We start from the raw sequence: 19397 nt of genomic DNA, 5'->3' as shown, positions 1-19397 counted from the left end.
ATCCCAAGGTGCAGGACAGTACGCTGGAAGCATGAGCACACAGCGGGTTTTCGTCGCGCGCCTGGCCGGGTGCGCCGTGTTCGACCCCGCCGGCGACCGGATCGGCAAAGTCCGAGATGTCGTCGTCGTGTACCGAAGTAGCGCGGCCCCGCGGGTGATCGGGCTGGTGTGCGAGATCCCCGGCCGCCGGCAGGTCTTCCTCTCCATCGGACGCGTCGGCTCGATCAGCACGGGGCAGGTCATCACCTCGGGGCTGATGAACGTGCGCCGCTTCAAGCCGCGCAACGGAGAGGTGCGCATCATGGCCGAGCTGATCGGCCGCCGGGTCGACTTCGCGGACGCCTCCGGCACGGCCGTGATCGAGGACGTCGCGATCGAGCCGAACCGGCTCGGCGAGTGGTCGGTGAGCCAGCTGTTCCTGCGCAAGCCGAAGACGAGCGCTTCCCCGTTCGCGAAGGGTCCCACCACGTTCGCGACTTGGAACGAGGTGCGTGAGCACCACCACCCCGGCGAGGCGCAGTCGGCCGAGCAGCTCGTCGCGACCTACGCGGAGATGCATCCCGCCGATCTGGCGAACACCCTGCTGGATCTGCCGCAGCAGCGCCGCATCGAGGTCGCCGAGGAGCTGCCCGACGAGCGCCTCGCCGACGCCCTCGAGGAGATGCCCGAGGACGATCAGATGGACATCCTGGACCGCCTCGGCGACGAGCGCGCGGCGGATATCCTCGACCAGATGGAGCCGGACGACGCGGCCGACCTCCTCGCGCAGCTCCCCCAGGGCCGGCTGGAGCACCTCCTCGAGCTCATGGAGCCGGAGGAAGCGGAGGACGTGCGCATGCTGCTGCGCTACAGCCCCGACACCGCCGGCGGTCTGATGACCCCCGAGCCGATCATCCTGTCCGCCGACGCCACGGTGGCGGAGGCGCTGGCGCTGATCCGCCGGCACGAGCTGCACCCCGCCCTCGCGGCGGCCGTGTTCATCACGCTCCCGCCGTTCGAGACCCCCACCGGACGCCTGCTGGGGGTCGTGCACTTCCAGCGCATGCTGCGCTATCCCCCGCACGAACGGCTCGGCGCGATCGTCGACGACACCCTCGAACCGGTGCCCGCGACGGCGTCCGCGGCGGAGGTGGCGCGCATGCTCGCCAGCTACGACCTCGTGTCGCTGCCGGTCGTGGATCAGGCGCACCGTCTCGTCGGCGCGATCAGCGTCGACGACGTGCTCGACTACCTGCTGCCGGACGACTGGCGCTCGCACGACGCGGATGAGCAGCCGGCTCGCGCGCAGGGAGCGGCAGGATGATGGCGCGCGCGCGCCGTCAGGGTCTGGACGCACCGCGCGGGCGCAGCGGCATGCTCGGCCGCGGCGGTGCACAGCAGTCGAGCGATCGGTTCGGGCGCTTCTCCGAGGCCTTCGCACGTGCGATGGGCACTTCCGGGTTCCTCATCGGGATGACCGCGTTCGTCGCGGTGTGGCTGTGGTGGAACATCGCCATGCCGAAGGAGCTGCAGTTCGACCCTGCCGCCACGAACTTCACCCTGCTCACGCTGATCCTGTCGCTGCAGGCGTCCTACGCCGCTCCCCTGATCCTGCTCGCGCAGAACCGGCAGGACGACCGTGACCGGGTGCAGATCGAGCAGGATCGCCAGCGTGCGGAGCGCAACCTCGCGGACACCGAGTACCTGGCGCGCGAGATCGTCGCGCTGCGGATGGCGCTCGAGGAGCGGTCGTCGCAGGGCGTCACCCGTGAGGTGCTGCGCGCCGAGCTCAAGGCGATGCTGGCAGAGCTGCGCGACGAGGATCCGGCGGAGCAGACACCGTGACGGATGCGCTCGCCGATGCGGTTCGCCGTGCCGTCGGAGCAGTGACCGATCCGGAGCTGCGTCGTCCCCTCGCGGACCTCGACATGCTCCGCGAGATCACGGTGACCGACGGCGTGGCGCATGTCGGCATCGCGCTGACGATCGTGGGCTGCCCCGCGGCGACCCGGATCGAAGCGGACGTGCACGCGGCCGCAGCGGCGGTGGCCGGCGTCGACGCCGTCCAGGTCGCGGTGGGGGTGATGACGCCGGAGGAACGGCGCGCCCTCACCGAGCGGCTGCGCGACGGCCGGGCGCCGCGGCAGATGCCGTTCGGCCCGGACGCGCTCACGCGCGTGATCGCCGTCACCAGCGGCAAGGGCGGCGTCGGCAAGTCGTCGCTGACCGCCAACCTCGCGGTGGCGCTCGCCGCGCGCGGGCGCCGGGTCGGGCTGATCGACGCCGACGTGCACGGCTTCTCCATCCCGGGGCTGCTCGGCATCGCACCGGGCACCCAGCCCACCCGCATCGACGACCTGATGCTGCCCCCGGTCGCGCACGACGTGAAGACGATCTCGATCGGCATGTTCCTGCGCGAGGGCGAGTCGGTCGTGGCCTGGCGAGGGCCCATGCTGCACCGCACCGTGCAGCAGTTCCTCACCGATGTGTTCTTCGGGGATCTCGACGTGCTCCTCATCGACATGCCGCCCGGCACCGGTGACATCGCGATCACTCTGGGCCAGCTGCTGCCGCACGCCGAAGTGCTCGTGGTCACCACCCCGCAGGAGGCGGCCGCCGAGGTGGCGATCCGCAGCGGTCTGGTGGCGCGGCAGACCGGGCAGCGCGTGATCGGCGTCGTGGAGAACATGTCCGCGCTCACGCTGCCCGACGGCACGGCGCTCGACCTGTTCGGCGCGGGCGGCGGGCAGGCGGTGGCCGATGCGCTGTCGCAGGACGCGGATCCGGTTCCGCTGATCGCTTCGGTGCCGCTGAGCCCCGCGCTGCGCACGGGCGGGGACGCGGGCGTTCCCGTGGTTCTGTCCGACCCGGCCGACCCCGCGGCACGAGCGATCCTGGCCGTCGCCGACGCCGTGGACCGCGCCGGCCGCGGGCTGTCCGGCCGCCCGCTGCCCTTCAGCCCCCGCTGAGGCGTCCCCTCGGGTACTCGAGCGAGACGACGACGCGGCGGAGGGTCAGGTGGCTTCGCTGTCGTACGGCGGCAGCTCTTCGGCGGAGAAGACCTTCGGCGCCCGGGATGCGGGAGCGGCCGCTGCCGGCTCGGCACCTGCCGATGCGGCGTTCATGGCGGTGGCGGTCGCCAGCAGGGAGGCCGCCGAACCGGTGGCCGCAGCGGCGGGACCCGGCTCCGCAGGCGTCGCCGGGGCTGCCGGCCGGGGGGCGACCGGGGTGTCGTCCAGCAGGGCGTCGCGGATGATGCGCCGCGGGTCGTACTGGCGCGGGTCGAGCTTGCGCCAGTCCAGCTCGTCGATCTCCGGGCCGACCTCTTCGCGCATGCGCTCCTTCGCGCCGCGCAGATAGTCGCCCGCCTTCTTGACCAGGCGCGCGAACGACTCCGCGTACCGCGGGAGCCGCTCGGGACCCACGATCAGCGCCGCGATCACGCCGATCACGAGCAGCTTCTCGATGGTGATGCCGAAGAACATGTCACAAGGGTACCGCCGTGCCTGGCCGCATCGCGCACGCTCTGCGCCTACGCTGAGAAAGCATGCGGCGCATCCATCGGGCCGCCAGGGAGTCGAAGTGAGCGAGCAGGACGCGAACGCGCGGTACGTCCGCGAAGCCATCGTCGAACCGGACGAGATCGCCCGTGCCAGGGCGCACGCGATCGAGCTCGGCGCGCAGCCGATCAGCGCGGCCGTGGGCGCGCAGATCGCGGTGCTGACCGCCGCCACCGGAGCTCGCTCGATCGTCGAGATCGGGACCGGGGCGGGCGTCTCCGGGCTGTGGCTGATGCGCGGCGCGCCGAAGGCCGTGCTCACCTCCATCGACAACGAGCCGGAGCACCTCGCGGCGGCGCGCGCCGCCTTCCAGGACGCGCGGATCGCCCCCACCCGGGCGCGCTTCATCGCCGGCCGGGCCGCCGACGTCCTGCCGCGCATGAACGAGGCCGCCTACGACATCGTGCTGGTCGATGCGGATCCGGAGAACGTGATCGAGTACGTCGAGCACGGTCTGCGCCTGGTCCGCGCGGGCGGATCGGTTCTGGTGCCGCGGGTGCTCGCCGGCGGACGGGTCGCGGATCCGGTGCAGCGCGACGACGTGACGGTCGCCTACCGCTCGCTCATCCAGGAGACCCAGCAGTCCCCCGCCGTGCTGGCCGCGCTGAGCACCGTGGGCGAGGGCCTGCTGCAGCTGACCAGCGTGGCGGAGAGCTGACGCGCGGGCGCGCGGAGCGAAGACACGAGAAGAGGGACCGCCGAGATCGGCGGTCCCTCTTCTGATTCGTGGAATCGTGCGAGTCGTCAGGCTGCTGAGACGACGCTGCTGAGCACGTCGTGAAGCTCCTTCGCCTCGGCGTCGTTGACGGAGACGACCAGACGTCCGCCGCCCTCGAGCGGGACGCGCACGATGATCAGCCGGCCCTCCTTCACGGCCTCCATCGGTCCGTCGCCGGTCCTCGGCTTCATCGCTGCCATCGCGGTGCTCCCTTTCCTCGGTGGTCTACAGCTTCCATATTAGTGGGTGCCCGGACACCGCTTACCGCGCCGACGCCGGTCAGGGCACGCGCCAGAAGGTGTCGGCGTATCCGTACACGTTCGCGATCCACACCCATTGCAGCCACAGGCACAGCACGAGCACCGTCCCCCGCAGCCACCACGAACGACGCCAGCCCACCGCGCCCCACAGCGGCGCGAGCGGGAACAGCAGCCGCAGCGTGCTGGACTGCGGGAAGAACACCGCGAGCAGGTACAGCGTGTAACTGGCCGCATAGAGACGGATCTCCGGGCCCAGCCGCCGCACGCCGGGTCCCGCGATCAGTGCCGCCGCGAAGAGCACGACGAGCAGGCCGAGCACGGCCAGGCCGACCCATCCGGGCAGCCCGAGGAGCTTCGCCCAGTACGGCATCGCCGACAGCCAGCCCTCGAACGGCGCGAACGACGGCTTCCCGGTCTGCGGCATCCAGAACCCGCGCCAGCTGAGCTCTGTCTCCAGATACGCATTCGGCACGCCGGTGGCGATCCCCGCGATCACCTGCCACGCGAAGCCGACCACGACCCCGAGGGCGCCGAGCCCGAGGTAGTGCGCGATCTCGCGCCCGGCCAGCGGATCCGTGCGACGGCGGAACCAGCGCAGCACGAGCATGAGTCCGAGCATGAGAGCGAACGCCAGCACGCCCGGGCGGGTGAATCCCATGAGAACCATGAGGGGATAGAGCCGCACGTAGCGGCGGCGCATCAGCCCGTCCAGCGCGAGCAGCAGGAACAGCATGTTCAGCACCTCGGCGTAGCCGACCTGGAACAGGGCGCCGAGGGGGCCTGCCGCGAAGAACACCACGGTCCAGACGGCCGCCATCCGCCCGATCCTGCCCCGCATCATGCGGAACAGCACGAGGCAGGCGAGGTAGCCCGCCACGAGCGAGACGATCGCGGCGCCGATGGGCCAGCCGCCCGCGCCGAACGGCAGCCCGACGACCTGGGACACCCATGCGTACAGCGGCAGGAACGCCCAGGAGTTCTGCGTGACGTGCCCGTCCGGGCCGAGCGGCAGCGTGGTCGGATAGCCGTACACCGCGATGTACCAGTACCACTGCGCGTCCCAGCCGCTCACGAACGAGGCGATCGTGGCGTGGGGCCCGAACCGGGATCCGGGAGCGCCGGAGAGCCCGGTCGCGATCAGCAGCAGGACCGTGGTGATCAGCCGCGCGCCCAGGTAGATCCCGAGGATGCCGGCCCAGGCAGGGGTGCGGGCGTAGAGCCGTGCCGCGCCGCGCGGCAGGGCGGCGCGCTCAGACACCGCGGAGCCAGGAGCGCAGCCCCTGCTCGGTGGCCGTGATCTGCGCGACCGGGACCCTCTCCTCGTCATGGTGTGCGAGATGCGGATCCCCCGGTCCGTAGTTGACGGCGGGGATGCCGAGCGCGGAGAAGCGCGCCACGTCCGTCCAGCCGTACTTCGGCTTCGGCGTCGCACCGACCGCCGCGACGAACTGCTGCGCGATCGGCGCGTCCAGCCCGGGGCGCGCCCCCTCCGCGACATCGGTGATCTCGACCGCGAACCCGGCGAACACGTTGCGCACGTGCGCCTCGGCGTCGGCGGCGGACTTGCTCGGCGCGAACCGGTAGTTCACCTCGATCTCGCACAGGTCGGGGATGACGTTGCCGGCGATGCCGCCGCTGATCCGCACGGCGTTGAGCCCTTCGCGGTACACCAGGCCGTCCACCGCGATCTCCCGCGGCCGGTACTCGGCCAGGCGGGCGAGGATCGGCGCTGCGCGGTGGATCGCGTTCTCGCCGATCCATGCACGCGCGGAGTGCGCGCGGACGCCCGTGGTGCGCACCACGGCGCGCAGGGTGCCGTTGCACCCGCCCTCGACCTCGCCGTTGGACGGCTCGCCGAGGATCGCGAAGTCGGCCTGGAACAGATCGGGACGGCTCTCGGCGAGGAGCCTCAGCCCGTTGCGTGCGGCCTCGACCTCCTCGTTGTCGTACCACATCCAGGTGATGTCCACCGCGGGCTCCGTGAGCTCGGCGGCGAGCTTGAGCTGCACCGCCACCCCGGCCTTCATGTCGACCGTCCCGCGGCCCCAGATCATCGGCTCGCCGTCGATCTCGACGTCGCGCGTCGGCACGTTGCCGTTGATGGGAACCGTGTCGATGTGGCCCGCGATCGCGACGCGCTGCGCCCGCCCGAGGTTCGTGCGGGCGACGATCGTGTTGCCCTCGCGGATCACCTCGAGATGGCCCAGGTCGCGGATCGCGTCCTCGATCAGGTCGGCGAGGTGTGCCTCGGATCCCGATTCGCTGGGGATGTCGCAGATCGCGCGGGTGATGTCCGCCGCGGAGGCGGTGAGATCGAGCGGCATGCCTCCCACCCTAGCGCCGCGTCATGAAGGCCAAGCTGGACGGCAGGTTTCGGTAGCGTGGACGCATGACCGACGCGCGCACGATCCACGGCTCCGGACTGACCACCATCGCCGGAGACGGCACCGTCCTGGACGCCTGGTTCGCCGAGATCGGCACCGGTGCGCCTTCGGCCGGCGACCGCGCCGCCTCTGCCGCGACCTTCGAGGCGCTGGCCGGCCCCGACGAGCGCCGCAACGTCACGGTCGAGGCCGTGCAGCTGACGATCGATCTGGACCAGGCGCCGGCATCCACCGCCGACGCCTACCTGCGCCTGCACGCGCTCTCGCACCTGCTGGTGCGCCCGAACGAGCTGAACCTCGACGGCATCTTCGCCCACCTGCCGAACGTCGCCTGGACGAACGCAGGCCCGATGCTGCCGGCCGACGCCGCCCGCCTGCGCCCGCTGCTGCAGCGCGCCGGGATCCAGATCTCCGGCGTGGACAAGTTCCCCCGGCTCACCGACTACGTCCTCCCCCAGGGCGTTCGCATCGCCGATGCCTCGCGCGTGCGGCTGGGCGCGCACCTCGCCCCGGGCACCACCGTCATGCACGAGGGGTTCGTGAACTTCAACGCGGGCACGCTCGGCGCCTCGATGGTCGAGGGCCGGATCTCGCAGGGCGTCGTGGTGGGAGACGGATCCGACATCGGCGGCGGCTCCTCGATCATGGGCACGCTGTCCGGCGGCGGCACCCACCGCGTCTCGATCGGCGCACGCACCCTGCTCGGCGCGAACGCCGGCATCGGCATCTCGCTCGGCGACGACTGCATCGTCGAGGCCGGCCTCTACGTCACCGCCGGCACGAAGATCGTGCTCGCCGACGCCGCTCCGACGGCCGACGGCGCACGCCCGGTCGTCAAGGGCGCCGAGCTCAGCGGCGAGAACGGGATCCTGTTCCGCCGCAACTCTCTCTCGGGCGCGGTCGAGGCGGTCCGCCGCGCCGGCGTCGGGGTGACGCTGAACGAGGCGCTGCACGCCTGAGCCGTCAGGCCCGGAGCGACCCGATCGCGAGTGACAGCACGCGGCGGCGCTGCTCCTCGTCGTCGTACGCGACCGCGCTCACGCCCGCGATGAGCTTGACGACGTCGGCGATCGCGACGTCCTTCTTGGCGGCACCCGCCGCCTGAGCGCGGACCAGCAGGGGCTCCCCCGCGCCGAGCATCACGCCACGGCATTCCGCGAACACCGACGACTCGCGATTGAGTCCGTCCAGCAGCACGTGCTTGGTGCCCACGTACTCGACGAACCGGCTCAGCCACGCCTCCAGCGCGGCCCAGGGCTCGAGGTCCGCCACCTCGTCGGCGGCATCCGCGAGCGCGGCGACCTCGCGCAGGTACAGCGTCTCGATGAGGTCGTCCCGCGTCGGGAAGTTGCGGTACAGCGTTCCGATGCCGACGCCGGCGCGACGGGCGATGTCCTCCAGGGATGCCCCGGATCCGTCCTCGGCGAACGCCTCCCGGCCCGCGGCGACGAGGGCGTCGAAGTTCCGCGCCGCGTCGGCACGGCGCGGCCGCCGCTCCTCCAGCGTGGTCGTCGCGCGGTTCTGACCGCCCATCGTGCCGTCCCTTCCAGAAAAGTCTCGGGAACCTCTTGCGAAGCGGAGGCACCCTCCGTTAATCTCAATCCGGAGGCACCCTCCGTTCGGAGGTCTCCTCCCACTTTACCCCTCTTCTCCAGGCTCCGGAAGGGAACTCATGTCCCGCTCATCCACTTCGATCCTGGTCGCCATCGCCGTGGCGGTCTCCTCCATCGCACTTCTGCAGAACCTCGTCATCCCCCTCGTCCCCCTGGTGCAGGCCGAGTTCGGCGTCACCGCCGACGCGGCCAGCTGGACGATGACCGCCTGGCTCATCGCCGCCGCCGTCGCCACTCCCACCCTCGGCCGCGTCGGGGACCTGCGCGGCCGCCGCACCACGTTCCTGGCCACGCTCGGCGTCACCGCGGCCGGCGACGTGCTCGCCGCCGTCGCGCCGTCCCTCGAGGTGCTCATCGCCGCCCGCGTGCTGCAGGGCATCGGCGGCGCCCTGTTCCCGCTGGCCTACGGGCTGCTCCGCGACGCCCTCCCCCGCGAGCGCGTGACCGGGGCGATCGGCATCGTGAGCGCCGTCATCGGCATCGGCGGAGCCGCGGGCACCGTGCTCGCGGGCCCGCTCGCCGACCTCGTGGGCTGGCGCGGCACGTTCGCGGTGCCGTTCCTGGTCGCCGCGCTCGGCGCATTCCTCACCCTCACCGCGGTCCGCGACACCGGGGTGCGCGCGCAGGGCCGCGTCAACACGCGCTCCTCCGTGCTGCTGTCGCTGTGGCTGGTGGCGCTGCTCGTGCCGCTCAGCACCGGCGCACGCTGGGGCTGGACCTCGCCTGCCGTGCTCGGACTCTTCGTGGTCGCCGCCCTCGCCTTCGCGGGCTGGATCGTGTCCGAGCTGCGCGCCGCAGAGCCTCTCGTCGACCTGCGGCTGCTCGCCTCTCCGGCGATCTGGCCGGTGAACGCCGCCTCGCTGCTGATCGGCGCCGGGGTGTTCGCGTTCTGGGGCTACCTGCCGCAGTTCCTCGAGCTCGCCTCCGCGGCGGGCGGCACCGGGCTCTCCGTCCGGGATGCCGGCCTCATGCTGGTGCCCATGCTCATCGGCATGAGCGGGATCGGCTTCGCGACGGGCGCCCTGAACCGAGTGCTCTCCCTGCGCACGCTGCTCGTGATCGGCGCGGGCCTGATGGCCGCGTCCGGGGCCGCCGCCGCGCTCGCGCACTCCGCACCATGGCAGCTCGCCCTCGCCGGCGCCGGCTTCGGCATCGGCTGCGGGCTCGCCTACGCGGCCTCGGCGGGGATCGTCGTGCAGAGCGTGCCGGCCCAGGTCACCGGGGTCGCGACGGGCGTGAACGCGAACCTGCGCACGATCGGATCCGCGATCGGATCCGCCGCGACCGGCGCCATCGTGTTCGGCTCCTCCGCGCACGGCACGGCCTCCGGCTTCGCCGCCGCCTGGGCGCTGGTCGCGGTCAGCACGCTGCTGGCCGGCGTGATCGTGTGGGCCGTGCGCACGCGCAGGGTTCCGGAGACCACTGGCTCCATGGCCGTCCCGGTGCTCGCCGACGCGGCCTGAACCGCGGGGCCCGGGATCCGGGATAGGATGGATGGGATGTCGGATCATCCGGCTTCTCGTCGCCTTCCCGGATCCTCCCGTTCCCCCTCGGAACGGACAGAGTTCTTCTCCACGGCAGCGGAGCACCGCTCCCCCTCGTGATCCGGTTCTCGAGCGGCGACCTTTCGCGTCACGCAGACGCCCGTATGCGACCGGCACACCCGGTCCAGGAGATATCCATGCCTTCCTTCCTCGATCTCGGCGTGCCCGCGCCTCTGGCCGCGGTGCTCGCCGGCGACGGCAAGACCGAAGCCTTCCCCATCCAGCAGGGCACCCTGCCCGACTCGCTCGCCGGCCGTGACCTGCTCGGTCGCGGCCGCACGGGAAGCGGCAAGACTCTCGCGTTCTCGATCCCGCTCGTCGCGCGCCTCACCGGGGCGACGTCGCGGCCGCAGCACCCGCGCGGCCTCGTGCTCGCACCGACGCGCGAGCTCGCCACGCAGATCGCGGCGACCATCGCTCCCCTCGCCAAGGCCGCAGGGCTGCGCGTCACGACCGTGTTCGGCGGCGTCAGCCAGCGCCCCCAGGAGGAGGCGCTGCGCCGCGGCGTCGACATCGTCGTGGCCTGCCCCGGCCGCCTCGAGGACCTCATGAAGCAGGGCGTGGTGCGCCTCGACGAGGTGCGCATCACGGTGCTCGACGAGGCCGACCACATGGCCGACCTCGGCTTCCTGCCCGGGGTCACCCGCATCCTCGCCGCCACGCCGCAGGGCGGTCAGCGCCTGCTGTTCAGCGCGACGCTGGACAACGGCATCGACGTCCTGGCCCGCCGCTTCCTGTCGAACGCGGTCAGCCACGAGGTCGACGAGGCCAGCGTGCCTGTGGGCGAGATGACGCACCGCGTGCTCGAGGTCGCCGACGCCGACGCGAAGAAGACGCTCGTCAGCGCGCTCGCCTCGGGCAGCGGACGCCGGATCCTGTTCACGCGCACCAAGCACCAGGCGAAGAAGCTCGCCAAGGTGCTGACGACGGCCGGGATCCCCGCCGTCGACCTGCACGGCAACCTCGGCCAGAACGCCCGCGAGCGCAACCTCGCCGCGTTCTCCGCGGATCCCGCGGACGGCGGCGTGCGCGTCCTCGTCGCGACCGACGTGGCAGCGCGCGGCGTGCACGTGGACGACGTCGACCTGGTCGTGCACGTCGACCCGCCCGCCGAGCACAAGGCGTACCTGCACCGCTCCGGCCGCACCGCACGCGCGGGCGCCGCCGGCACGGTGGTGACCGTGCTGCTGCCGGAGCAGCGGCGCGACGTGAAGGACCTGCTCCGCAAGGCGCAGATCAGCGCGGGCATCGAGCAGGTGTCCGCAGCCTCCCCCGCCGTCATCGAGCTCATCGGCGAGAAGGCCGCGTACGTCAAGCCGGCGCCCAAGCCCGTGCAGCAGCAGCCGGCCAAGAAGAAGCCGGCCGCGAACGCCGGGGCGCCGCGGCAGAACCAGCAGCGCCAGGGACAGGGCTCCCCGCACCGCGCGAACGCGTCCGGGGACGTCGCCGCTCCTGCACCCGCTCGGCGGCGCCGTCGCCGGTCGTCGCGCCCGCAGGGGACGCCGACCGCGCGCTGACGACCCTCTGAGCGCACGACGGCCGCGGGACCTCAGGTCTCGCGGCCGTCGTCTTGCATCGTCGGGCTCAGGCCGGCTTCGCGTAGCCCTTCACGCCGGTGTCGAGGAACACGCAGGCCGTGTCGCCGACGGTCCACGCATCGTGGCCCGGGCTGAGGTCGACCACGTCGCCCGGTCCCATATCCAGCTCCGTGCCGTCATCGAACCGCACGGTCATCCGCCCCTCGAGGCAGATCCCGGTGTGGTGGGTCTGGCACGACTCGGTGCCGGCGATCGGCTTGACGTCGTTCGACCAGCGCCAGCCGGGCTCGAACACACCCCGTCCCATCGTGAAGTCGCCCAGGGTGACGACGTCCATGTGACCGTGGTCCTGGAAGGGGCGCCGCTCGTGCGGCGTCTCGATGTTGTGCTTGTCAGACATGAGAACCTCCCGCGGGTGATCGGGTGGACGGCACCGGCAGCGCTCACCCGGGACGCTCATGATGCCGCGACGGACGCGGCCGAGCGCGCCCGTGCCGCCCGGCGATGATCGTCGTGTGCGGAGTCGCGGATCGTGGCGCCGCCACGTCCTGCCCCGCCCTGCGGCGTCGTCAGATCGAGCTCGACCGTCCCTTGCCGCCCCCAGTCACCTGTGTCCTACACCCGCCGCCGAACGGCGTCAAGAGGCGGCGGATGCGCGACGTGGCGCGCGGTGGATGTGCCCCGGCCGCCCGTCACCCGCGCCGGGCTCAGTTCCGGCGGAACTCGCGCTCCGGCGAGCCCGTGTAGAGCTGCTGCGGGCGGCCGATCTTGGTCTGCGGGTCGAGGTTGAGCTCGCGCCACTGCGCCAGCCAGCCGGGCAGGCGGCCGATCGCGAACAGCACGGTGAACATCCGGGTGGGGAAGCCCATGGCCTTGTAGATCACGCCGGTGTAGAAGTCGACGTTCGGGTAGAGGCGGCGCTCCCGGAAGTAGTCGTCGGCGAGCGCGATCTCCTCGAGCTCCTTCGCCAGGTCGAGGAGCGGATCGGTGACGCCGAGCTCGGCGAGCACCTGGTCCGCGGCGGCCTTGACGAGCTTGGCGCGCGGGTCGTAGTTCTTGTAGACCCGGTGCCCGAAGCCCATGAGCTTCACGCCGTCTTCCTTGTTCTTCACGCGCTCCACGAAGCGCTGCATGCTCTGGCCCGAGTCGCGGATCTGCCCGAGCATCGTGAGCACGGCCTCGTTCGCGCCGCCGTGCAGCGGGCCGGAGAGCGCCTGGATGCCCGCGGAGACGGAGGCGAACTGGTTCGCCCCCGTGGAGCCGACGAGGCGCACGGTCGACGTGGACGCGTTCTGCTCGTGGTCCTCGTGCAGGATGAGCAGCAGCTCGAGCGCCTTCGACATCACCGGGTTGATCTCGTACGGCTCGCTGTGCACGCCGAAGTTCAGCTTGAGGAAGTTGTCCACGAAGCTCAGCGAGTTGTCCGGGTACAGGAACGCCTGACCGATGCTCTTCTTGTGCGCGTAGGCCGCGATCACCGGGAGCTTGGCGAGCATGCGGATCGTGTTCAGTTCGACGTGCTCGGGGTTGTGCGGATCCGACTCGTTCTCGTAATAGGTCGAGAGAGCCGCGACCGCCGAGGAGAGCACGGCCATCGGGTGCGCGTTGTCGGGCAGCGCCTGGAAGAAGTGCTTCAGGTCCTCGTGCAGCAGCGTGTGCCGGCGGATCTTCTCGTCGAACTCGGCCAGCTCGGCGGGCGTGGGAAGCTCGCCGTAGATGAGCAGCCAGGCGACCTCGAGGTAGCTGCAGGCGTTCGCGATCTGCTCGATCGGATACCCCCGGTAGCGCAGGATCCCCTGGTCTCCGTCGATGAAGGTGATCGCCGACTTCGTCGACGCCGTGTTCACGAACCCGTAGTCCAGACCGGTGTGGCCCGTCTGCCGGGTGAGGGTGGAGAAGTCGATGCTGGCGTGCCCGTCCGTGCCGTGCAGGACCGGGAACTCCGCGGTCGTCTCGCCTACTGTCAGCGTCGCCTTCGTAGGCCGCTCGCCCGCTGCGCTCACGCAGACCTCCTCATGCGTCTGTCAATTGGGGGATGTGCGATCGTGCCGGTGGGCGCGGATCGCGACGCTGGTACAGCCTATCCCCCGTCTGCACCTACTGTGAAAACGACCAAGACTGCGGCCGGAACGGGTTCGGAAACCTACGAAACGCTGGCGCGGAGCCGGCCCGCCGCCGCCTGGATGCGCTCCAGCGGCGCCGTGAGCGACAGCCGCACGTGCTCGTCCGAATGCTCGCCGTAGAACGGTCCGGGGCCGGCCAGGATCCCGAGGTCGGCGAGCCGCCCCATGGACTCCCAGGCGTCGCGCCCCTCGGTCGCCCACAGGTACAGACCCGCCTCGGAGCCGTCGATGCGGAAGCCCGCCTCGACGAGCGCCGGGCGCAGCACCTCTCGGCGCCGGCGGTAGAGCTCCTTCTGCGCGGCCACGTGCTCGTCGTCGCGCAGCGCCACCTCCATCGCGTGCTGGACCGGGGCAGGCGGCATCAGCCCGAGGTGCTTGCGCGCCGTGAGGATCTCGCCGACCACACGGGCGCACCCGGCGACGAACGCGGCGCGGTACCCGGCGAGATTCGACTGCTTGCTCAGCGAGTAGACGCTCAGCAGGTTCGCACGGGTGCCGCCGGTGACGCGCGGATCCAGCACGCTGGGCACCGGTTCCGTGGCCCACGGCCCGTCCCACCCGAGCTCGGCGTAGCACTCGTCGCTCGCCAGGATCGCGCCGAGCTCGCGCGCGCGATGCACGGCCGCAGCCAGCTCGTCGACCGTCCAGGTGCGTCCGTCCGGGTTGCCCGGGGTGTTGATCCAGATGAGCTTCGCACCCTCAGGCCAGCGCGCCGGGTCATCCTCGCTGACCACGGTCGCGCCGGAGACCTGGGCGCCCACGGCGTACGTCGGATAGGCGACCCGGGGCTGCACCACGATGTCGCCCTGGCCGAGACCGAGCAGCGTCGGCAGCAGCGCGACGAGCTCCTTAGAGCCGATCGTCGGCATCACGTTGTCCACGCGCAGGTCGGGCACGCCGCGACGCCGCGCGTACCACTCCACGATCGCCTCGCGCAGTGCCGGAGTGCCGACCGTCTGCGGGTAGGAGTGCGCGTCGGTCGCCTCGGAGAGCGCCCGGCGGATGATCTCGGGCGTCGGATCCACCGGGGATCCGATGGCGAGGTCCACGATGCCGTCCGGGTGGGCGGCGGCGCGCTCGCGGAACGGGGTGACCGCGTCCCAGGGGTAGTCGGCGAGGTCGCGGACGGACATGCCGGTTATTCGCCCTGCGGCGGCAGCGCGGCGATGATCGCGTGGTCGTGGTGGATCACGCCCACCTTGGCGGCACCGCCAGGAGAGCCGATCTCGTCGAAGAACTCGACGTTGGCCTTGTAGTAGTCGGCCCACTCCTCGGGGAGATCGTCCTCGTAGTAGATCGCCTCGACCGGGCAGACCGGCTCGCAGGCGCCGCAGTCCACGCACTCGTCCGGGTGGATGTACAAGGAGCGCTCACCCTCGTAGATGCAGTCCACGGGGCACTCGTCGACGCAGGCGCGGTCCTTCACGTCGACACAGGGAAGAGCGATCACGTAGGTCACGGATCCAGTCTACGACCCGTCGGCGGAGCCCTCTCGCGCGCGTTGCGGCTGCGGCGCGGCATCGGCCGCATGCTGCTGCGCGGCGCGGGCGGCCTGCTCCTGCTGGATGCGGCGGATACGGCCGAAATCAGGCCAGGCGGCCACGAGCAGCACCATCCCGGCGACCGTCCAGGTCCAGACCACGCCCAGCACGTCGTTCGGCACGATGACGGATCCGCCGGGACCGCGCCCGGAGATCACGACCATGCCGGCCAGCATGCCGAGCCCGGTGAGCAGGGCCCCCCAGCGGTCATGCAGCAGCAGGCGCACCGCGAGCAGCATCCCGCCGCACGCGACGACGCCGAGCGCGAGACCGGCCCAGCCCGCGCCCCAGAGGGAGGAGGCGTGGGTCACCGTCGTGGCCAGGCCGAAGACGGCGCCCACGATGAACAGCGCCACCCAGGAGAGCACTCGGTTGAGCCATGTTCCGCGCACGTCTCGAGCTTACGCGGCCCATCCCAGCAGCCGGAGGAGAGCGGCGACGACGGCCGCGGCGATCACGACGACGAGGAACGACTGCCGCAGCCACAGCAGCCCTGCCGCGACCAGCACCGCCGGCACCCGCGCGTCCACGACGATGTGCTGGCCGGAGGCGAGGCTCTGCACCGCCACGAGCGCGGCGAGCAGGGCGACGGTGAGCAGGTCGGTGATGCGCGCAGGGCGCGGCGCCTCCAGCACCGAGGCGGGCACGAGGTAGCCTGCGCCCTTGAGCGCGAGGCAGCCGATCGCGGCGAGCAGCACGGCGTTCCACAGCGTCACGCCGGCACCTCCCCCACGGGCGCATCCTTCCGCCCCAGCCAGTTGAACCACCCGACGATGATCGCGACGAGCGCGGCGACGAGCACCGGGAGCCCCGGGATGAGCACCGGGGTCAGCACGGTGGCGACGGCTGCGGCGGCGATCCCCACGGCGATGGCCTGGCGCCGGCGCAGCCGCGGCCACAGCAGGGCGAGGAACGCGGCGGCTGCGGCGGCGTCGAGGCCGTAGGTCTTCGGATCCCCGAGGACGTCGCCGACCAGCGCCCCGAGCAGGGTCGTGAGGTTCCAGCCGGCGTAGATGCCGAGGCCGGTGACCCAGAAGCCGACGGTGCGCGCCCGCGGCGATGCCTGCGCGAGCGACACCGCGGTCGACTCGTCGATCGTGAACGGCGCCGCCGCCGCGCGCCGCAGCGCACCGCGTCCGATCACCGGCGACATCCTCATCCCGTACGCCACGTTGCGCACGCCGAGGAGGAGCGCGGACGCGATCGCGGCCGGTGCGGCGGCGAGCCCGCCCGCGCCGATGACGCCCACGAAGGCGAACTGGGATCCGCCGGTGAACATGAGCAGGCTCAGCACGCAGGTCTGCCAGACGTCGAAGCCGCTGGCCACGGCGAGTGCACCGAAGGAGATCCCGTAGGCGCTGGTCGCGAGCGCGACGCCGAGTGCTTCCTTGCGGGCGGTGCGGACCTGCGCGGCGACGTCGTCCGCACCGATCGTTCGTTCCTCTGAACGCATGACGATCATTCTGAACAGAAGGGCAGTGTTTGTCAAGGTGAACGATCGTTTGGGATACTGACCCGCATGGACGATCTCCGCGAGCGCATCTCCCGGTCCCTGCGGCGCGAGCGCGAGGCGGCGGGCATCTCGGTCTCCGAGCTCGCGCGCCGCGCCGGCGTCTCCAAGGCGACCGTCTCGCAGCTGGAGAGCGGATCCACCGGCCCGAGCGTGGAGACGCTGTGGGCGATCGCTGACGCCCTGGGGCTCCCCTTCGCGGCGTTCGTCGAGGAGCGCACCACGGCGCCGACCCTGATCCGCGCCGGTGAGCACGCCGGCGTCCCGTCCGCCGCCGCGCCCTACGTGGCGACGCTCGTCGCCGCCTGTCCTCCGGGCGCCCGCCGCGACATCTACATCATCCAGGCGGAGCCCGGGGAGCCGCGCCGCTCGCAGCCGCACCACGTCGGCACTACAGAGCATGTGGTGCTCATCGGCGGGCGCGCCCTGGTCGGCCCCGCGGAGGAGGCCGTGGAGCTGCACCCCGGCGACTACCTCTCCTACCCCGGCGATGCGGGCCACGTCTTCGAGGCCCTCGAGGCCGGCACCTCGGCGGTACTCATCTCGGAACTGCGCTGACCCGCATACGTCGACGCCCCCTCCGCGCATCCGCGCCCCCTCTCAGATCCGCGGATCAGAGGGGGCACCGATGTTCAGAGGGGGCGTCGACGAGTCCTACGGATGCGATCAGGCGTTCGCGTCCTGGCGCTTCAGGCGCGACGCCTCGCGACCGCGGATCGTCGCGTCCAGGATGACCTTGCGGATGCGGACCTTCTCGGGCGTGACCTCGACGCATTCGTCGTCGCGCGCGAACTCGAGGCTCTCCTCGAGCGTCAGCACGCGCGGCGGCGTCATCGACTCGAAGTTGTCGGCCGTCGAGGAGCGCATGTTGGTGAGCTTCTTCTCCTTGGTGATGTTCACGTCCATGTCGTCGGCGCGCGAGTTCTCACCGATGACCATGCCCTCGTAGACCTCTTCGGTGGGCTGCACGAAGAACGACATGCGCTCCTGCAGGGCGATCATCGCGAACGGCGTCACGACACCCGCGCGGTCGGCCACGATGGAGCCGTTCTGGCGGGTCGTGATCTGGCCGGCCCACGGCTCGTAGCCGTGCGAGATGGCGTTCGCGATGCCGGTGCCGCGGGTCGTGGTGAGGAACTCGCTGCGGAAGCCGATGAGGCCGCGCGACGGGACGATGAACTCCATGCGCACCCAGCCGGTGCCGTGGTTGGTCATGTTCTCCATGCGGCCCTTGCGGTTCGCGAGGAGCTGGGTGATCGCGCCGAGGTACTCCTCCGGCGTGTCGATCGTGAGGTGCTCGAACGGCTCGTAGGTCTTGCCGTCGATCTTCTTCGTCACCACCTGGGGCTTGCCCACGGTGAGCTCGAAGCCCTCGCGGCGCATGTTCTCGACCAGGATCGCGAGCGCGAGCTCGCCGCGGCCCTGGACCTCCCAGGCGTCCGGGCGGCCGATGTCGACGACCTTGATCGACACGTTTCCGATGAGCTCGCGGTCGAGGCGGTCCTTCACCATGCGCGCGGTGAGCTTGTGGCCCTTGACCTTGCCCATGAGCGGCGAGGTGTTGGTGCCGATGGTCATGGAGATGGCCGGGTCGTCGACGGTGATGGCGGGCAGCGGACGCACGTCCTCCGGATCCGCGATCGTCTCGCCGATCGTGATGTTCTCGATGCCGGCGATGGCGACGATGTCGCCCGGACCGGCCGACTCCGCCGGGAAGCGATCGAGCGCCTTCGTCTTGAGCAGCTCCGTGATGCGCGCGTTGCTGGTCGAGCCGTCGCCGCGCACCCACGCCACGGTCTGGCCCTTCTTCAGCGTGCCGTTGAAGACGCGCAGCAGCGCGAGGCGGCCCAGGAACGGCGAGGAGTCGAGGTTGGTGACCCATGCCTGCAGCGGAGCCTCGTCGTCGTACGCCGGCGCCGGAACGTGCTCGAGGATGGCCTCGAACAGGGGCTCCAGGTCGTCGTTGTCGGGCAGCGCGCCGTTGTCGGGACGGTTGCGCGAGGCGGCGCCGGCGCGGCCCGAGGCGTACACCACGGGGACGTCGAGCAGCGCGTCCACGTCGAGATCGGGCACGTCGTCGACCAGGTCGGACGCGAGGCCCAGCAGCAGGTCGTGCGCCTCCTCCTCGACCTCGGCGATGCGCGCGTCGGGACGGTCGGTCTTGTTCACCAGCAGGATGACCGGCAGCTTCGCCTCGAGCGCCTTGCGCAGCACGAAGCGGGTCTGCGGAAGCGGACCCTCGGACGCGTCCACGAGGAGCACGACGCCGTCGACCATGGACAGACCGCGCTCCACCTCGCCGCCGAAGTCGGCGTGACCCGGGGTGTCGATCACGTTGATCGTGATGGGGGTGCCGGTGTGCTTGCCGTTGTAGGTGATCGCCGTGTTCTTGGCGAGGATCGTGATGCCCTTCTCACGCTCCAGGTCGTTGGAGTCCATGGCGCGCTCCTCGACGTGCGCGTGCTCGCCGAAGGATCCGGTCTGGCGGAGCATGGCGTCGACGAGCGTGGTCTTGCCGTGGTCGACGTGCGCGACGATGGCGACGTTGCGGAGATCGGAACGGAGGGCGTGCGCCATGAAGGAGTCCAATGCAGATGGGGTTTCGCCCGGGATTCCGGACTCTTCAG

At 71.4% G+C, this 19397-nt stretch carries 21 protein-coding genes; 8 read left to right on the top strand and 13 right to left on the bottom strand.

The window, feature by feature from the left end:
* Positions 1-31 precede the first annotated feature (31 nt).
* Genes AERO9AM_RS07030 through AERO9AM_RS07020 form a run of 3 tightly spaced genes read left to right on the top strand, consistent with a single transcriptional unit; the run spans position 32 to position 2948 of the window.
* Positions 32-1303, top strand: a complete 1272-nt coding sequence (locus AERO9AM_RS07030; RefSeq protein WP_159575497.1) for a magnesium transporter — start codon at positions 32-34, stop codon at positions 1301-1303.
* Positions 1303-1824 (top strand): DUF1003 domain-containing protein, encoded by a 522-nt coding sequence (locus AERO9AM_RS07025; RefSeq protein WP_159577420.1) that lies wholly within the window; start codon positions 1303-1305, stop codon positions 1822-1824. The genes AERO9AM_RS07030 and AERO9AM_RS07025 overlap by 1 nt, the downstream gene beginning before the upstream one ends.
* Positions 1821-2948, top strand: a complete 1128-nt coding sequence (locus tag AERO9AM_RS07020) for an Mrp/NBP35 family ATP-binding protein (RefSeq protein WP_159575496.1) — start codon at positions 1821-1823, stop codon at positions 2946-2948. Before AERO9AM_RS07025 ends, AERO9AM_RS07020 begins: the two co-directional genes overlap by 4 nt.
* A gap of 45 nt (positions 2949-2993) precedes the next feature.
* On the opposite strand, the gene AERO9AM_RS07015 is transcribed toward AERO9AM_RS07020, so the two are convergent.
* Positions 2994-3464, bottom strand: a complete 471-nt coding sequence (locus AERO9AM_RS07015; protein ID WP_159575495.1) for a Sec-independent protein translocase TatB — start codon at positions 3462-3464, stop codon at positions 2994-2996.
* A gap of 97 nt (positions 3465-3561) precedes the next feature.
* Between AERO9AM_RS07015 and AERO9AM_RS07010 the strand changes: the two genes are divergently transcribed.
* Positions 3562-4197 (top strand): O-methyltransferase, encoded by a 636-nt coding sequence (locus AERO9AM_RS07010; protein ID WP_159575494.1) that lies wholly within the window; start codon positions 3562-3564, stop codon positions 4195-4197.
* Between the two features lie 86 nt (positions 4198-4283).
* Here the strand turns inward: AERO9AM_RS07010 and AERO9AM_RS07005 are convergent, their stop codons facing one another.
* From AERO9AM_RS07005 to dapE, 3 genes are all read right to left on the bottom strand, one after another.
* On the bottom strand, positions 4284-4457 hold the full coding sequence (locus AERO9AM_RS07005; RefSeq protein ID WP_159575493.1) for a DUF3117 domain-containing protein: 174 nt from the start codon (positions 4455-4457) through the stop codon (positions 4284-4286).
* Between the two features lie 79 nt (positions 4458-4536).
* Positions 4537-5775, bottom strand: coding sequence for a hypothetical protein (locus AERO9AM_RS07000; protein WP_236602519.1), 1239 nt, complete (start codon positions 5773-5775; stop codon positions 4537-4539).
* A complete protein-coding gene (gene dapE / locus AERO9AM_RS06995; RefSeq protein ID WP_159575492.1) occupies positions 5768-6841 on the bottom strand; it encodes a succinyl-diaminopimelate desuccinylase in 1074 nt (357 codons plus the stop codon). The genes AERO9AM_RS07000 and dapE overlap by 8 nt, the downstream gene beginning before the upstream one ends.
* A gap of 65 nt (positions 6842-6906) precedes the next feature.
* Between dapE and dapD the strand changes: the two genes are divergently transcribed.
* Positions 6907-7860, top strand: a complete 954-nt coding sequence (dapD, locus tag AERO9AM_RS06990; RefSeq protein WP_159575491.1) for a 2,3,4,5-tetrahydropyridine-2,6-dicarboxylate N-succinyltransferase — start codon at positions 6907-6909, stop codon at positions 7858-7860.
* A 4-nt stretch (positions 7861-7864) separates the two neighbouring features.
* On the opposite strand, the gene AERO9AM_RS06985 is transcribed toward dapD, so the two are convergent.
* Positions 7865-8434, bottom strand: a complete 570-nt coding sequence (locus AERO9AM_RS06985) for a TetR/AcrR family transcriptional regulator (RefSeq protein WP_159575490.1) — start codon at positions 8432-8434, stop codon at positions 7865-7867.
* Positions 8435-8573: 139 nt separating this feature from the next.
* On the opposite strand from AERO9AM_RS06985, the gene AERO9AM_RS06980 reads away from it, so the two are divergent.
* Both AERO9AM_RS06980 and AERO9AM_RS06975 read left to right on the top strand, forming a co-directional pair.
* A complete protein-coding gene (locus tag AERO9AM_RS06980; protein ID WP_159575489.1) occupies positions 8574-9977 on the top strand; it encodes an MFS transporter in 1404 nt (467 codons plus the stop codon).
* Between the two features lie 218 nt (positions 9978-10195).
* Positions 10196-11575 (top strand): DEAD/DEAH box helicase, encoded by a 1380-nt coding sequence (locus AERO9AM_RS06975; RefSeq protein WP_159575488.1) that lies wholly within the window; start codon positions 10196-10198, stop codon positions 11573-11575.
* A 67-nt stretch (positions 11576-11642) separates the two neighbouring features.
* Here AERO9AM_RS06975 and AERO9AM_RS06970 read toward each other — a convergent pair whose 3' ends face one another.
* The 7 genes from AERO9AM_RS06970 to AERO9AM_RS06940 all read right to left on the bottom strand — a co-directional run bounded on the left by AERO9AM_RS06970 (position 11643) and on the right by AERO9AM_RS06940 (position 16713).
* Positions 11643-11996 carry a cupin domain-containing protein gene (locus AERO9AM_RS06970; protein ID WP_159575487.1) on the bottom strand — a complete coding sequence of 118 codons (354 nt, stop codon included), beginning with the start codon at positions 11994-11996 and terminating at the stop codon, positions 11643-11645.
* 307 nt (positions 11997-12303) lie between these two features.
* On the bottom strand, positions 12304-13599 hold the full coding sequence (locus tag AERO9AM_RS06965; protein WP_159575486.1) for a citrate synthase: 1296 nt from the start codon (positions 13597-13599) through the stop codon (positions 12304-12306).
* A 140-nt stretch (positions 13600-13739) separates the two neighbouring features.
* Complete coding sequence (gene dapC / locus AERO9AM_RS06960) at positions 13740-14852, bottom strand: succinyldiaminopimelate transaminase (RefSeq protein WP_159575485.1); 1113 nt, start codon at positions 14850-14852, stop codon at positions 13740-13742.
* 5 nt (positions 14853-14857) lie between these two features.
* Entirely contained in the window at positions 14858-15178 is a 321-nt protein-coding gene (gene fdxA, locus AERO9AM_RS06955) for a ferredoxin (RefSeq protein ID WP_045251441.1), read from the bottom strand.
* Between the two features lie 9 nt (positions 15179-15187).
* Positions 15188-15652, bottom strand: coding sequence for a histidinol dehydrogenase (locus tag AERO9AM_RS06950; protein WP_201298599.1), 465 nt, complete (start codon positions 15650-15652; stop codon positions 15188-15190).
* Positions 15653-15661: 9 nt separating this feature from the next.
* Positions 15662-15976, bottom strand: coding sequence for an AzlD domain-containing protein (locus AERO9AM_RS06945; protein WP_159575484.1), 315 nt, complete (start codon positions 15974-15976; stop codon positions 15662-15664).
* Entirely contained in the window at positions 15973-16713 is a 741-nt protein-coding gene (locus AERO9AM_RS06940; RefSeq protein WP_159575483.1) for an AzlC family ABC transporter permease, read from the bottom strand. Before AERO9AM_RS06940 ends, AERO9AM_RS06945 begins: the two co-directional genes overlap by 4 nt.
* Positions 16714-16779: 66 nt before the next feature.
* Between AERO9AM_RS06940 and AERO9AM_RS06935 the strand changes: the two genes are divergently transcribed.
* A complete protein-coding gene (locus tag AERO9AM_RS06935; protein WP_159575482.1) occupies positions 16780-17328 on the top strand; it encodes a helix-turn-helix domain-containing protein in 549 nt (182 codons plus the stop codon).
* Positions 17329-17436: 108 nt separating this feature from the next.
* On the opposite strand, the gene typA is transcribed toward AERO9AM_RS06935, so the two are convergent.
* Positions 17437-19347 (bottom strand): translational GTPase TypA, encoded by a 1911-nt coding sequence (gene typA, locus AERO9AM_RS06930; protein ID WP_159575481.1) that lies wholly within the window; start codon positions 19345-19347, stop codon positions 17437-17439.
* Between the last annotated feature and the right edge of the window lie 50 nt (positions 19348-19397).

The sequence above is a fragment of the Microbacterium sp. 8M genome (genome assembly GCF_902506375.1).
Lineage (GTDB): Bacteria > Actinomycetota > Actinomycetes > Actinomycetales > Microbacteriaceae > Microbacterium.
This window is presented reverse-complemented; position numbering and strand designations above follow the sequence as displayed.

Coding starts and splice junctions, on each gene's coding strand:
- AERO9AM_RS06940 (WP_159575483.1), bottom strand. CDS start 16,713: ATGCGTTCAGAGGAACGAACGATCGGTGCGGACGACGTCGCCGCGCAG.
- AERO9AM_RS06985 (WP_159575490.1), bottom strand. CDS start 8,434: ATGGGCGGTCAGAACCGCGCGACGACCACGCTGGAGGAGCGGCGGCCG.
- AERO9AM_RS06975 (WP_159575488.1), top strand. CDS start 10,196: ATGCCTTCCTTCCTCGATCTCGGCGTGCCCGCGCCTCTGGCCGCGGTG.
- AERO9AM_RS06980 (WP_159575489.1), top strand. CDS start 8,574: ATGTCCCGCTCATCCACTTCGATCCTGGTCGCCATCGCCGTGGCGGTC.
- AERO9AM_RS07025 (WP_159577420.1), top strand. CDS start 1,303: ATGGCGCGCGCGCGCCGTCAGGGTCTGGACGCACCGCGCGGGCGCAGC.
- AERO9AM_RS07015 (WP_159575495.1), bottom strand. CDS start 3,464: ATGTTCTTCGGCATCACCATCGAGAAGCTGCTCGTGATCGGCGTGATC.
- dapD (WP_159575491.1), top strand. CDS start 6,907: ATGACCGACGCGCGCACGATCCACGGCTCCGGACTGACCACCATCGCC.
- AERO9AM_RS07030 (WP_159575497.1), top strand. CDS start 32: ATGAGCACACAGCGGGTTTTCGTCGCGCGCCTGGCCGGGTGCGCCGTG.
- dapC (WP_159575485.1), bottom strand. CDS start 14,852: ATGTCCGTCCGCGACCTCGCCGACTACCCCTGGGACGCGGTCACCCCG.
- dapE (WP_159575492.1), bottom strand. CDS start 6,841: ATGCCGCTCGATCTCACCGCCTCCGCGGCGGACATCACCCGCGCGATC.
- typA (WP_159575481.1), bottom strand. CDS start 19,347: ATGGCGCACGCCCTCCGTTCCGATCTCCGCAACGTCGCCATCGTCGCG.
- AERO9AM_RS06970 (WP_159575487.1), bottom strand. CDS start 11,996: ATGTCTGACAAGCACAACATCGAGACGCCGCACGAGCGGCGCCCCTTC.
- AERO9AM_RS06935 (WP_159575482.1), top strand. CDS start 16,780: ATGGACGATCTCCGCGAGCGCATCTCCCGGTCCCTGCGGCGCGAGCGC.
- AERO9AM_RS07005 (WP_159575493.1), bottom strand. CDS start 4,457: ATGGCAGCGATGAAGCCGAGGACCGGCGACGGACCGATGGAGGCCGTG.